The sequence below is a fragment of the Kaistia dalseonensis genome, from assembly GCF_030814715.1.
GTDB lineage: Bacteria > Pseudomonadota > Alphaproteobacteria > Rhizobiales > Kaistiaceae > Kaistia > Kaistia dalseonensis.
This window is the reverse complement of sequence record NZ_JAUSVO010000006.1, coordinates 62,326-75,229: the sequence shown is the minus strand read 5'-3', so window position 1 is coordinate 75,229 and position 12,904 is coordinate 62,326. Positions and strand designations below refer to the sequence as shown.

The 12,904-nt window shown below is 66.7% G+C and carries 14 protein-coding genes; 5 read left to right on the top strand and 9 right to left on the bottom strand.

Annotation, left to right across the window (positions count from 1 at the left end; genetic code table 11):
• Positions 1 to 26: 26 nt before the first annotated feature.
• Positions 27 to 728, bottom strand: a complete 702-nt coding sequence (radC, locus tag QO014_RS19860; RefSeq protein ID WP_266350493.1) for a RadC family protein — start codon at positions 726 to 728, stop codon at positions 27 to 29.
• Positions 725 to 1,558, bottom strand: a complete 834-nt coding sequence (gene map, locus QO014_RS19855) for a type I methionyl aminopeptidase (RefSeq protein ID WP_266350492.1) — start codon at positions 1,556 to 1,558, stop codon at positions 725 to 727. The genes radC and map overlap by 4 nt, the downstream gene beginning before the upstream one ends.
• A 268-nt stretch (positions 1,559 to 1,826) precedes the next feature.
• On the opposite strand from map, the gene QO014_RS19850 reads away from it, so the two are divergent.
• From QO014_RS19850 to QO014_RS19840, 3 genes are all read left to right on the top strand, one after another.
• A complete protein-coding gene (locus QO014_RS19850; RefSeq protein WP_266350491.1) occupies positions 1,827 to 2,588 on the top strand; it encodes a competence/damage-inducible protein A in 762 nt (253 codons plus the stop codon).
• Between the two features lie 124 nt (positions 2,589 to 2,712).
• Entirely contained in the window at positions 2,713 to 3,210 is a 498-nt protein-coding gene (gene gpt, locus QO014_RS19845; RefSeq protein WP_266350852.1) for a xanthine phosphoribosyltransferase, read from the top strand.
• Between the two features lie 11 nt (positions 3,211 to 3,221).
• Positions 3,222 to 3,545, top strand: a complete 324-nt coding sequence (locus tag QO014_RS19840) for a hypothetical protein (protein WP_266350490.1) — start codon at positions 3,222 to 3,224, stop codon at positions 3,543 to 3,545.
• Here QO014_RS19840 and QO014_RS19835 read toward each other — a convergent pair whose 3' ends face one another.
• Positions 3,546 to 4,448, bottom strand: a complete 903-nt coding sequence (locus QO014_RS19835; protein ID WP_266350489.1) for a DMT family transporter — start codon at positions 4,446 to 4,448, stop codon at positions 3,546 to 3,548. It abuts the gene before it with no gap.
• Between the two features lie 121 nt (positions 4,449 to 4,569).
• Between QO014_RS19835 and QO014_RS19830 the strand changes: the two genes are divergently transcribed.
• Positions 4,570 to 5,433 (top strand): LysR substrate-binding domain-containing protein, encoded by an 864-nt coding sequence (locus QO014_RS19830; RefSeq protein WP_266350488.1) that lies wholly within the window; start codon positions 4,570 to 4,572, stop codon positions 5,431 to 5,433.
• Between the two features lie 28 nt (positions 5,434 to 5,461).
• On the opposite strand, the gene QO014_RS19825 is transcribed toward QO014_RS19830, so the two are convergent.
• Both QO014_RS19825 and QO014_RS19820 read right to left on the bottom strand, forming a co-directional pair.
• A complete protein-coding gene (locus QO014_RS19825; protein WP_266350487.1) occupies positions 5,462 to 6,193 on the bottom strand; it encodes a hypothetical protein in 732 nt (243 codons plus the stop codon).
• A 190-nt stretch (positions 6,194 to 6,383) separates the two neighbouring features.
• Complete coding sequence (locus tag QO014_RS19820) at positions 6,384 to 7,418, bottom strand: aldo/keto reductase (protein WP_266350486.1); 1,035 nt, start codon at positions 7,416 to 7,418, stop codon at positions 6,384 to 6,386.
• 134 nt (positions 7,419 to 7,552) lie between these two features.
• Here QO014_RS19820 and QO014_RS19815 point away from each other — a divergent pair, with 134 nt between their 5' ends.
• The gene (locus tag QO014_RS19815) at positions 7,553 to 8,458 is read left to right on the top strand and encodes a LysR family transcriptional regulator (RefSeq protein ID WP_266350485.1); all 906 of its coding nucleotides are present in this window, start codon (positions 7,553 to 7,555) and stop codon (positions 8,456 to 8,458) included.
• A gap of 162 nt (positions 8,459 to 8,620) precedes the next feature.
• Here the strand turns inward: QO014_RS19815 and QO014_RS19810 are convergent, their stop codons facing one another.
• From QO014_RS19810 to QO014_RS19795, 4 genes are read right to left on the bottom strand one after another with little or no spacing between them, the layout of a single operon-like run.
• Entirely contained in the window at positions 8,621 to 9,781 is a 1,161-nt protein-coding gene (locus tag QO014_RS19810; RefSeq protein WP_266350484.1) for a DSD1 family PLP-dependent enzyme, read from the bottom strand.
• 26 nt (positions 9,782 to 9,807) lie between these two features.
• Positions 9,808 to 10,806: an SIS domain-containing protein gene (locus QO014_RS19805; protein ID WP_266350483.1), complete on the bottom strand. Its 999-nt coding sequence runs from the start codon at positions 10,804 to 10,806 to the stop codon at positions 9,808 to 9,810.
• Between the two features lie 17 nt (positions 10,807 to 10,823).
• The gene (locus tag QO014_RS19800) at positions 10,824 to 11,780 is read right to left on the bottom strand and encodes an N-acetylglucosamine kinase (RefSeq protein WP_266350482.1); all 957 of its coding nucleotides are present in this window, start codon (positions 11,778 to 11,780) and stop codon (positions 10,824 to 10,826) included.
• Positions 11,777 to 12,898, bottom strand: a complete 1,122-nt coding sequence (locus QO014_RS19795) for an ABC transporter ATP-binding protein (RefSeq protein ID WP_266350481.1) — start codon at positions 12,896 to 12,898, stop codon at positions 11,777 to 11,779. The genes QO014_RS19800 and QO014_RS19795 overlap by 4 nt, the downstream gene beginning before the upstream one ends.
• Positions 12,899 to 12,904: the final 6 nt, after the last annotated feature.

Sequence of the window (12,904 nt, the reverse complement as noted above, 5' to 3'; positions counted from 1 at the left end):
CGACTGAACGCGGTCACGCACCGCGTTCAGATCAGCTTCAACCCCTTGAAGCTCGCATGGCCGTGGCGGCCGACAATGATGTGATCATGCACGGCAATGCCGAGGGGCGTTGCGATGTCGATGATGGTCTTCGTCATCTGGATATCGGCGCGCGACGGTGTCGGGTCGCCCGACGGATGGTTGTGGACGAGCACCACAGCCGTTGTCGACAGTTCCAGCGCGCGCTTGACGACTTCTCGCGGATAGACCGGCGTGTGATCGACCGTGCCTGTCTGCTGCACTTCGTCGGCGATGAGAACGTTCTTCTTGTCGAGGAAGAGGATGCGGAACTGCTCCTTCTCCTCATAGGCCATGGCCGCGCGGCAATAGTCGATGACGGCGCTCCACGAGCCGAGCAGCGGGCGCTCCCGCAGCGCGCCACGGGCATAGCGCGTCGCGGCAGCGTGGACGACCTTCAGATGCGTTGCGACCGAGGCGCCAACGCCCGGTATTTCCATCAGCCGGGCTTCCGGCGCGGCCAGAACGTCGGAGAATGTGCCGAACCGCGCGATCAGGGCCTTCGCGATCGGCTTGGTGTCGCGCCGTGGGACGGCCTGGAAGAGGATCAGCTCCAGCAACTCATAGTCGGCGACCGCCTCGCTGCCATGCTCGCGGAAACGGTTCTTGAGCCGCTCGCGATGGCCAACGAAATGCGGCAGGTCGCCGGAATCGTCTTCGAAACCGTTCATGCTCCGACGGGGTAGGGCGGGCAGGTATAGCCGCGGGGCGACAGTGTGAAGATCTCGCAGCCGGTTTCCGTGACGCCGACCGTGTGCTCGAACTGTGCCGAGAGCGAGCGATCGCGCGTCACCGCGGTCCAGCCGTCCGAGAGCACCTTCACATGGGGGCGGCCGAGATTGATCATTGGCTCGATCGTGAAGATCATGCCGGGCCGCAATTCGACGCCCTCGCCGGGATTGCCGTAGTGCAGGATGTTCGGCGTGTCGTGAAACAGGCGGCCAACGCCGTGGCCGCAGAAATCGCGCACGACGCTGCAGCGCTCGGCCTCGGCAAACGACTGGATCGCATAGCCGATGTCGCCGGTGGTGGCGCCGGGCTTTACGACCGCGATGCCGCGCATAAGCGATTCATAGGTCACTTCGACCAGCCGCTCGGCGGCGCGCTTCACTTCGCCGACCAGATACATGCGGCTTGAATCGCCATACCAGCCGTCGAGCACATAGGTCACGTCGACATTGACGATGTCGCCTTCCTTCAACGGCTTCTCGTTCGGGATTCCGTGGCAGACGACGTGATTGATCGAGGTGCAGGTCGACTTGGTATAGCCGCGATAGCCGAGCGTGGCCGGCAGAGCGTTGTGTTCCGCGCCGAAATCATAGACGAACCGGTCGATCACATCGGTCGGCACGCCGGGGCGGACGATGTCGGCGAGCGCGTCGAGGCAGGCCGCCGCCAATTGGCCGGCGCGATGCATCGCGTCAAAACCGTCACGTCCATAAAGCCTGATCTGGCCGTTGTTCTTCAGCGGCGCCGTATCGGCATCAACATAGGTAACCATGAAACCAGCTCCGTTTCCGGTAGCACACCACTCTCGGGGCGCCGGAACAAGTCGTCTTCGCGACAAAGGGGAATATGCGCTCGATCTGGCGTATCGGCGCCGCGGTTGCAAGGGGAACGTTGAGCAAATGCAGCCATGGCGTCCGCTTATTGGGTCGATGGCAGGTCATCAGCGACATGAGCGCGCGAAGCGCACTGATTCTCAACGCTCTGTTGAGCCGCCCCGAATTGGGCGCTAAACCGCTCGGACAGAGATGGAGTTCACGAGAATGGCCGAAACCGATCCCGCGGCGGCACCCCGCATCGTTACCGCCGCGATCCTCGTCATTGGCGACGAGATCCTGTCGGGGCGTACCAAGGACAAGAACATCGGCTATATCGCCGAATACTGCACCAATATCGGCATCGACATCCGCGAGGTTCGCGTCGTGCCGGATATCGAGGCCGAGATCGTCGCGGCGGTGAACGCACTCCGCGCCCGCTACGATCACGTCTTCTCGACCGGCGGCATCGGGCCGACGCATGACGACATCACGGCGGATTCGATGGCTGCGGCATTCGGCGTCGCCATCGATCATGATCCGCGCGCGGTGGCGATTTTGACCAGCCATTATGGCGAGGCCAACCTGAACGAGGCGCGCCTGCGCATGGCGCGGATTCCGGCCGGCGCCGATCTGATCCTGAACGCGGTCTCCAAGGCGCCCGGCTTCACGCTCGGCAATGTCCATGTCATGGCCGGCGTGCCGGCGATCATGCAGGCGATGCTGGACGAGGTCGCCGCGACGATCCCGACGGGCACCAAGATGCTGTCGCGCACGGTCCCGGCCAATATGGGCGAGGGCCGCATCGCCGCGCAGCTCGGCGCGATCCAGAAGGATTTTCCCGATGTCGCGATCGGGAGCTATCCCAAGATGCTCGATGGCGGCTTTTCGACCGATATCGTGCTCAGATCGCGCGACGCCGACCGGTTGGACGAAGCGGCGCGCGCCGTCGAGGCCATGATCGCGTCGATCTGGGCGGCGCAGGGCTGAGTTTCAGCGGTTTCCTGTGGATCGCCGGGGCGGCTGCATTGCCAGCGGCCGGCCGGCGCTCCAAGGGTCAGTCTTTACGGTTTCTTTGGCCTGACGGCATGCTCGCGACGAGCAGGAGATGACGATGGTGGATGCCCGCAGCGACAAGGCTTTTCCCGTATCCTGGGACCAGTTTCACAGGGATGCCCGCGCGCTGACCTGGCGGCTTTCGGGCGACAAGAAGTGGGAAGCGATCGTTTGCGTCACGCGGGGCGGGCTCGTGCCGGCCGCCGTGGTGGCGCGCGAACTGGGCATACGCTTGGTCGAGACCATCTGCGTCGCCTCCTATCACGACTATCAGGAGCAGGGTTCGCTCAAGGTTCTGAAGCCCGTGAGCCAGGCGGTCATCGATCTCGCCGGCGGCGATGGCGCGGGCGTCCTCGTCATCGACGATCTGGTCGATACGGGCAAGACGGCACGGCTGGTGCGTGACATGCTGCCGAAGGCGCATTATGCGACGCTCTATTCGAAGCCGCTCGGCCGCCCGCTGGTCGACACCTTCATCACGGAAGTGTCACAGGATACCTGGATCTATTTCCCGTGGGACATGGGTCTCACCTTCCAACCGCCGATTGTCGGCTGAGGATTTTCCAAATGACCGAGCCGACCGAAGACGAAGAATTCGAAGCCTTTGCCGAAGAATATGAGGAGCATCGCGAGGCGCTGTTCGACCTGATCTCGGATTATGCCGATGAGCACCAGGTCGACGACGCGCTTCTGATGGGCCTCCTGCTCGACCTGACGGTCACGACGCGCATGATGCTCTATGCGAATAGTGTCGAGAAGCCGTCCGCAAGCGGTCTGCGCCTCGATCTCGACAGGCTGCTCAAGGATGTCGGCGAGCACCTGCGCGAGATCAAGAAGGACGCCGAGGGCTTCATCGCCGAGGTGAAGTCCCAGCGCGAAGAGACCAACTGATTAGCCTCGCGTCACCATCGCGATGCCGATCGCGATCGGCACGATGCCGGCGAGATCGGCGAGGCTGACCGGCTCGCGAAAGACGAGCCAGCCGAAGAGGAGGCCGAGCGGCGGCATGAGGAAATGCAGCGCGCTCGCCTCGGTCGCCGTCCTGGTCTGAAGCAGGCGGAACCAGAGCCAGTAGGCGCCGATCGAGACCGCGACGATCAGATAGGCGATGCCGCCGAAAAACGCCGGTGTCAGGCGAATATCGGCGACGCTTTCGGTTGCGAGTGCCACCGGCATCAGCAGGATGCCGCCGGCGAGAGCCTGGATCGCGGTGCCGGTCCACAGATCCGTCGCAGGCTTCAGCTTCTTGAACAGGACAGTGCCCGACACCAGGGCGATGAGCCCCAGGATGACGAGGATCGTCCCGTGCAGATCCTCATGCCCGCCGGAAAGCCTTGAACGCACAACGAAAAATACGCCCGCCATGCCGAGAACGAGACCGGCGATCTTGCGCGCCGAGAGGTGCTCGCCGAGCAGCGTCGCGGCGGCAAGCCCGGTCAGCAGCGGATTGGCGCTGATGATCACGGCGGCAAAGGCCGAGGAGACGGTCTGCATGCCGGAAAAGCTGAAGCCGAGATAGATCGCGTTGTTGAACGCGCCGAGCAGCGCGAGCTGTCCGACCGTGCGGCGATCCGGCCATGAGAGCCGACCTGTCAGCGCGGCGAGGGCGAACATCAGCGAGCCGGCGGCGAGAAAACGGATCGCGAGCAGCAGGAGCGGCGGACAATCGGGCAGGGCGATCTTCGCCGCTGCGAAAGCCGAACTCCAGATGACGCAGAACAGCGCGATCTGCAGCAGGCCGCCGAAGCGGTATCGGCCGAGATCGCTGCCTGCCGCAATTGTGTTGCCATTCATTGCCATTCGTTGTCGTCCGGATTGCCTTTGTTGTCCGGCATGGGCATAGGCCGGCGGCGCAGCATTTGGAAATTGAATGTTTGGATGCTAATCATTCGATATCTGAATGATGGAGGTGTCGATGTTCGATCTCGACCTTCTGCGCAGCTTCGTATCGGTCGTCGATGCGGGCGGGTTCACGCGGGCGGGCGAGCGCGTGCACAAGACCCAGTCGACCGTCAGCCAACAGATCCGGCGGCTCGAAGAACTCGCCGGTACGCGGCTGCTCGTCCGCGACGGACGCGGCGTCCAGTTGACCCCGGAAGGGGAGCGGCTGATCGGCTATGCCCGCCGGCTGCTGGACCTCGCCGAGGAGGCGCGGGTGGCGGTCGCGGCGCCGCGCGCGAGTGAGCATGTGCGGCTCGGGCTGACCGAGGATTTCGCGATCGTTGAGCTGACCGATCTGGTCTCGGGCTTCGCCAGGGCCTGGCCGGATGCCCGGCTCGATGTGCGCTGCGATCTGTCGGTCGCGCTTGATGCGGGCCTGTCGCGCGGCGATCTCGACCTCGTGCTGTTGAAGCGCGACGCGGGCGGTGGTCCGGCCCATGGCGTATGGCCGGAGCGGCTGGTCTGGGTCGCGTCCGAGGGGCGGGATTGGCGGGAGGCCGATCCGGTGCCGTTGGTGGCCTTCCCGCAGGGCTGCCGCTATCGTGACCGGGCGATCCACGCGCTTGAGGTATCGGGACGACGCTGGCGCATCACCTATGAGAGCGCGAGCCTGATCGGCATCGACGCGGCGGTCGCCGGAGGGCTCGGCGTCGCGCTGGTCGAGGAGCGTTTCGCGAGGCCGAACTACCGGCGGCTCGGCCCGGCCGACGGCTTCGGACGCGTGCCGCCGACCGAACTCGCCCTGCTGGTGGCGCCGAATGCCGGCCCGGCCGTGCGTGGCCTGGCCGAGCTGATCGTGAGCTTCTGCGACCGCGTCTCGCTCGCCCGCGCGGCGTGAGCGCGGCCGCCTGCTTGTCGCGTGGGGGTCAGGCGTCGAGGGAAAGCGGTTCGGCGAAGGCCATGGCATCGCCGCTGACCGTGAGGCCGATCGGCGCGTCGGCCGGATCCAGCGCTGTCAGGACGAGCCGGTCGCCCTCGACCTCGGTGTCCCAGCTTCCGATCACCTGGCCGCGCAGATGCAGGTGCACCTCGGGCTGGATGATGTTGATGTAGTTGTGGCCGAAATGGACCTTCTCGATCACGCCGGTCCAGGACTGGAAGCTGCCCGCCCGGGTGACGGCAAGGGTGACCGCATCGCCATTGGCCTTGGCGGCGAGGAGCGGGACGGCGCCAATATCGCTCGGCTCCACGGCGACGGCGGAACGCTCAAGCGGCGGCTGATAGGGCAGCGGCGCGCGGGCAAAGCCTTCGAGCGTCGCGTCGAGGCCCTCGGGGCCATCAAGCGCCGTGACCTTGATGACGGAATCACCGTTCCGGTCGAGGAAATCGATATAGGTGAGCACGGTATCGTGCGGGGTCTCGCTGCGATCGGCGACGATCGCGACGATCGCCTTCGGGTCGATCCGCGTTTCGTGGCGCGCACCATGCGAGACGATGAGGCCGTTCTCCTCGACGATGCCGTCGAGAATGCCAATCCGCTCCAGCAGGGCGCCACCGGCGCGCACGCCCACCAGGGCGCGGCCCATCAGGACGGCGCGCTGGAGGATCGCCAGCGGCTCCAGCGGCAGGGATTGGCGGTAGGAAACGGGTTCGGTCATGGTGACGGTCCTGATGGCTCGCTGCGACAGAGATGGTTCGAGCGAGCCGCCGTGGTGTCACGATTCACCCGGCGCCGATGTATCAGCAGAAAAGCCGTGCAGGAAAGTCATATTTCACCGACGGCAGTCACAATACAAAACCGCCGCCGGCCTTCTTCGCAGATTGAATCCGGTAAACCCGGCAACCCTTTCACACGATAGGTGGATTGAGCCGGGCGAACCCTTCCTGGCGATGATAGGGGAAATAGGGGTAGGGCGCGGTCATGGCGCTGACCGCATCGAGCCGGGCCACCTGCTCGGCCGAGAGCGCCCAGCCGACGGCGCCGAGATTCTGGCGCAGCTGTTCTTCGTTGCGCGCGCCGATGATGACGGAGGAAACCGTCGGGCGCCGCAGCAGCCAGTTGATCGCGACCTGCGGCACGGTCCTGCCGGTCTCTTCCGCGATCGCATCGAGCACCTCGACGATGTCGAACAGCTTTTCATCATCGACGGGCGGGCCGAAGGCCGCGGTCGTGTGCAGCCGGCTTCCCGCCGGCAGCGGCTGGCCGCGACGGATCTTGCCGGTCAGGCGGCCCCAGCCGAGCGGGCTCCAGACCAGCGCGCCGACGCCCTGGTCGCGGGCGAGCGGCATCAATTCCCACTCATAGTCGCGGCCGACCAGCGAATAATAGACCTGGTGGGCGACATGGCGCGGATAGCCGCGTGCTTCGGCGAGCGCGAGCGACTTCATCAATTCCCAGCCGGCGAAGTTCGATGCGCCGACATAGCGGACCTTGCCGGAACGAACGAGGCCGTCGAGCGTCGACAGGACCTCCTCGATCGGCGTGCCGGCATCGAAGGCGTGCAGTTGCAGCAGGTCGATATAGTCGGTGTTGAGCCGGCGTAATGCATCCTCGACGGCGCGGATCAGCCGAAGGCGCGACGAGCCGGAATCGTTCGGCCCATCGCCCATCGGCAGCGAGGTCTTGGTCGAGATCAGGACATCGCCGCGCCGGCCCTTGATCGCCGCGCCGAGCACCTCTTCCGAGGCGCCGTTCGAATAGACATCGGCGGTGTCGAACAGATTGACGCCGGCTTCGAGGCAGATATCGACCAGCCGTCGTGCTTCATCGGCGTCGGTCTGTCCCCAGGCGCCGAAAAGCGGCCCGCTGCCGCCGAAGGTGCCGGCGCCAAAGCTCAGCAACGGCACCTTGAGGCCCGATGCGCCCAGATGGCGATAATCCATGGTCGATCTCCTGTTCTTCGATTGGTTGTGACAGCGGCGCGGATGGCGCGCCTCGTCTCGCCGTCCAAGATCGACCTGTCGGCGATGATGAGCTAGACTGCTCGGCGTCACTTGATCTGTGAGTTCAAATCATCATGTCGCGACTGGACGTCAATCGATCGGGCGAGATGGAGGTGTTCGTGCGGGTGGTCGAGCTCGGCGGCTTCACGGCCGCGGCGCGCGCCTGCCGGATGACGCCGTCGGCGGTGAGCAAGTTGATGGGCCGGCTCGAGACGCGCCTCGGCGCGCGCCTCATCAACCGCTCGACGCGCAAGCTGCAACTGACGCCCGAGGGCAGCGCCTTTTATGAGCGCTGCACCACCATACTGGCCGATCTGGACGAGGCCGAGCGCAGCGTCTCGACCGGCGAGCGCGCCGTGGGGCGCATCCGCATCAACACCAGCGCCTCCTTTGGCAATCATCTCCTGGCGCCGCTGGTGGCCGAATTCCTCGCGCTGCATCCGGGCGTGACGCTCGATATCGTGCAGACCGACAAGGTCGTCGACCTGATGGAAGAGCGGACGGACATCGCGATCCGCGCCGGGCCGATGAAGAGTTCCAGTCTCGTCGCACGCAAGCTCGGCGCGACGCGCATGATGGTGGTCGCGGCTCCGGCCCATATCGAGCGCTTCGGTTTGCCGACCACGATCGCCGAACTGGAGCGGCATAACCGGCTCGGCTTCTGCTATGTGCGCTCGGTCGATGGCTGGCCGCTCAGTGACGGCGAGCGGACAATCGTGCTGCCGATCGTCGGCAGCGTCCAGACGAGCGATGGCGAGGCGCTGCGGCAGCTCGTGATCTGCGGCGCCGGTCTTGCCCGCCTCGCGGCCTTCACGGTCCGCGACGACATCGCCGCCGGCCGGCTCGTCGCCGTCATGGAGGACCATAATCCCGGCGATCTGGAAGAGGTCCATGCCGTCTATCTCGGCCAGGGCGGACCGCTCCCGGCCCGCATCCGCGCGCTGCTGGATTTTTTGGCCGAGAAGGCGCGCGTGACGTGATCAGAGCCGAGGCCGTCTGGGGGTTGAGGTCGCGCGTCGCCAATGGTCCCGTGGGAATTGACCAAAGGCCTCCCTCGCACGTGGCGTTCGTCGGCGATGCTCCCGAAGGGCGGCATCATGATCCCGTGCCGCTCGCCAGCTATTTGACCGTCAGGACGGGCCTCAGAAGAGCTTGCCGCGCGCCGAGACCGGCCAGATCGTCTCGACCTTGCCGTTGCGGATCCCGACATACCAGTCATGCAGGTTGCAGGTGGGGTCACAATGGCCGGGCACCAGCCGCAGTCGATCGCCGATGGCGAGCCGACCGTCGGGATCGGCGAGTTCGCCGTGCTCGTCCGTCCATTTCGTGTAGCGAACGCCCTCCGGGCCGGAGACCACCGGCAGGCCGGAATCGGCCGATTGCGCCTTCAGCCCGGCATCGCAGACGGCACGCCCCGGGGCGGGGCAGGACAGCACCGATGTCAGCAGGAAAAGGGCGTTGCGCCATTCGCCATCCAGCCGCCCACCATCCTCGCCGCGAACGCGGCCATAGGCGGCATCCATGAAGGCGTAGGAGCCGCACTGCAATTCACCATAGAGGCCAGAAGCCGCCTCGAGCGGATGGCTGCCCGTGCCGCCGCCGGTCACGAGCGGAACCGGCAGCCCGGCTGCCTCGATCCGGTCGACGACGGCGCGCGTGATCGCGAGCGCGGCGGCGAAGGCCGTCTCGCGTTCGGCATAGGTCGGCAGATGCTGCATGCCGCCCTGATAGGCATGGATACCCGCGAAGCTGAGGCCAGGCGCTGATGCGATGGAGCGGGCAAGCGCGAGCGCAGCCTCCGGATCGGAGAGCCCGCAGCGGCCGGCGCCGCAATCCACTTCGACGAAGCAACCGAGTTCCGTGCCGTGGCGCTGAACCGCCTCGGCGAGTTGCGGCACATTGGTCGGATCATCGACGCAGACCGCGAGCCGCGCGCCGGACTGCGGTAGCCGGGCCAGCCGGTCGATCATCACCGGGCTGCGCACCTCGTTGGTGATGAGGATATCGCGGATGCCGCCGCGAACGAACACCTCGGCCTCGCTGACCTTCTGGCAGCAAAGGCCCGAGGCGCCGCCGATCGTCATCTGCAATCGCGCGACGTCGACCGACTTGTGCATCTTGCCATGGGCCCTGAGCCTGAGGCCGCGGCTGGCGACGAAATCCGCCATCCGCGCGAGATTTGCCTCGAGCGCATCGAGGTCGAGGATCAGGCAGGGCGTCTGCACCTCGGCCTCGCTCATTCCGGGAAGGGCAGGGATGTCGAAGCCGAGCTCGAGGTCGGCAAAGTCCTTCATCGCGCTCATCCTCCGTCCTTCCCGTGCGGCCGCCGTCAGGCCGCCTGCGGCACCTTGGTGTCGGACATGCGGTAGCGGAACTTGGTGTCCGTCAAGCCGGCCGCATCCGAAAGTTGCGCCGCGAACAGTTGCGCCGCGAAGATGTCGATGATGCCCTGGGCTATCACATTGTCCGAGTGCGGCACGCGGATCACGGTCAGCAGCTCGCCGTCGGCGACCCCGTCGGCCGTGGTGACGAGCAGGGCCGGACAACCGATCTGTTCCAGGTGCCGCGCGAGTTCAATCTCGCGCCCGGCGCCGAAAAGGACGACGCCCGTGGTCGCGTCCATCGATTCCATCGGCCCGTGCAGATAGTGGCGCGTGTCATAGGCCGAGGCCGGGATGCGCGACGCTTCGCGGATCAGGAGCGAGGCGCCGTCGGCCGTGCCCAGCGACGCACCGGCTCCGACGCAGTCGATCGCGCGGCGGTTCTGGAACAAGCGGCCGAGCCGCTCCATCTTCTCCGCCGCATTGGTCAATACCTCCGAGGCGAGCGCGGGCAGGGCAGCGAAGGCATCGGCCGTTCCGCCGCCGAGCTTCTCGACGACCATGCCGGCGGCGAGAAGCGTCGCGGTGTACCCGGTGCTGGACGGCGTCGCGTCGGAGCCGTTGGCGAGGCGCACATGCAGGTTGGCAGCCTCCGCGAGCGGGCTCGTCGGGTCGTTGGTGATGGCGAGCCGGGTCGCGGAGGGCAGCTTCGCCAGCGCGTCGACGGTCTCGACGCTGCGACCGCGATGCGACAGACCGATCAGCGCATCGCAAAGGTCGTGTCCTTCCGCCATGTCGGCCGCGCGGATGGCGAAGCCGCGCCGGCCCTGCGCCTGCAACTCCGCCGCGATCACGACCGCTGCAGCGAAACTGGCGCCGATGCCGGTCACGCCGATCACCGGCCGGTCGAGCGACGAGAGCTCGAGCCCGGCAAGTTCGGCCCGGGCGGCCGCATGGGTATCGGCCAGCGCCTGGGGCTGGCGGGCGATGGTGGAACGATAGCTCATGGGGGGTCCTTTCCGGATCATGACAGGGCCGCGGCGGAACGCATTCCGTCTCCGGCCGGGGATTGGGCGAGGCTGGCGGCAAGGCGACAGGCGCCTTCGACCGGGGAGCCGGTGAAGAGATGGGCCGCTATGCGGCCGGCCGAGGCTTCGGCCAATTCGGCGGCGAAGGCCTGCCACAGCAGCGGCTGCGCGGCGATGACGCTGCCGCCGGCCACCGCATGACGCGCACCGGCACCCCGCGCCTCGAGCAGCGCTGCCAACTGGGCGAGGGCGCGACCGCCTTCGCGTATGACCGTCGCCGCCAGTGTTGAGCCCGCTTCGGCGGCCTGGAAAACCGCCGTGGCGTGGCGGCCGACGGTGGCGGCGGAGCGCAGCTCAGAGAGCGTGCTGCCGAGCCGCGGCACGGAGGGCACCTGCAAGGTCTCGAAGATCGCCTCGACCAGGGGCTCGCGGCGGGAGCCGCCGGCGTCGAAATGGCGGGCGACGGCGCGCACCGCCTCGCGCACCAGGCCGGACGCGCTGCCCTCGTCGCCGATGATCCAGCCCCAGCCGCCCGCCACCAGCATCTGCTGTGGCGAGGGACGGCAGACCGCGATCGAGCCGGTGCCGGCAACAACGCCGATCTGTTCGGCAAGGCCGAGCGCCAGCGGCATCAGTTCGGCGTCGTTGACGACCGATAGCGGCGTTGCCGTCCGCGCGGCGAGGGCCACACGGAAGGCCTCGCATTCCGCGGCATCGTCGCAGCCATGCGCGCCGATGCCGATGGCGGCGACCGGTGCACCCTCGACGAAGCGCGCGACCATGTCGAGCAGCCGCACGGCGTCGCGATCCCAATCGCGGGTCCGCCATTCATGGCTCGGCACCACCAGGTCGCGCGCCGGCCCATCTGAAACAGACTCCGCGCGCAGATGCGTCTTGGTGCCGCCGATGTCGATGCCGACGATCAGCGGCATCTCAGCCGAAGCGAGGGTCATGGCTGCACTCCGCCCTGGGTCCGGCTGCGGATGCGCAGGCCATCGGCACCGAACAGCAGGGCGTGGCGGAGATCGGCGGTCGCCCGCAGCGATCGTTCATGCACGACTTCGTCGCGCCCGGCGCGGATCGTCATCCGCGTTCCGTCGGCAAGGTCCATATGGACGAAGCTCTCCGATCCCAGCTCCTCGACCAGCGCCACCGTGCCTTCGACGACCAGCCTGTCGACGGGCGGGGTCGTGCCCGGCGCCAGCAGGTGCAGCCGCTCGGGACGGAGGCCGATCTCGATCGGCCCGGCGAGACCGGGCGCGGAAAAGGGCAGCGTCGCCTCGCCCGTGCCGCCGATATGGCCGAGGCGGAGGCCCTCTCCCGACGAGGAGAGCACGGTTGCGGGCAGGAAATTCATCTTGGGCGAACCGACGAAGCCGGCGACGAAGCGATTGTCGGGGTCGTCATAGAGGTCGAGCGGCTTGCCCGCCTGTTGGACCCGGCCGGCATGCATCACCACCATCTTGTCGGCCAGTGTCATCGCCTCGACCTGGTCGTGCGTGACATAGATCATCGTCGTGCCGAGGCGCCGGTGCAGGTCCATCAACTCGGCCCGCATCTGCACGCGGAGCTCCGCATCAAGGTTCGACAGCGGCTCGTCGAACAGGAACACGCGCGGCTCGCGCACGATCGCCCGACCGATGGCGACGCGCTGCTTCTGGCCGCCGGAAAGCTGGCCGGGCTTGCGCTCCAGCAGCGTGTCGAGCCGGAGGATCGCCGCAGCCTTCTGCACCTTGTCGGCGATCATGGCGCGCGGGCGATGGGCCATGCGCAGGCTGAACGAGACGTTCTGGAAGGTCGTCATATGCGGATAGAGGGCATAGGACTGGAACACCATCGCCGTGCCGCGCTTGGCCGGCTCGACATCGTTGACCACCTCGTCTTCGATCGAGATCGTCCCCGAGCTGACGGTCTCGAGCCCTGTGATGATCCGCAGCAGCGTTGATTTTCCGCAGCCCGACGGCCCGACGAACACGACGAATTCGCCGCGCTCGATGGAGAGGTCGACGTCCTTGAGCACGCTTTGGGCGCCGAAGGACTTGGAGACGGCCTTGATGTCGAGGAATGCCATGATTGT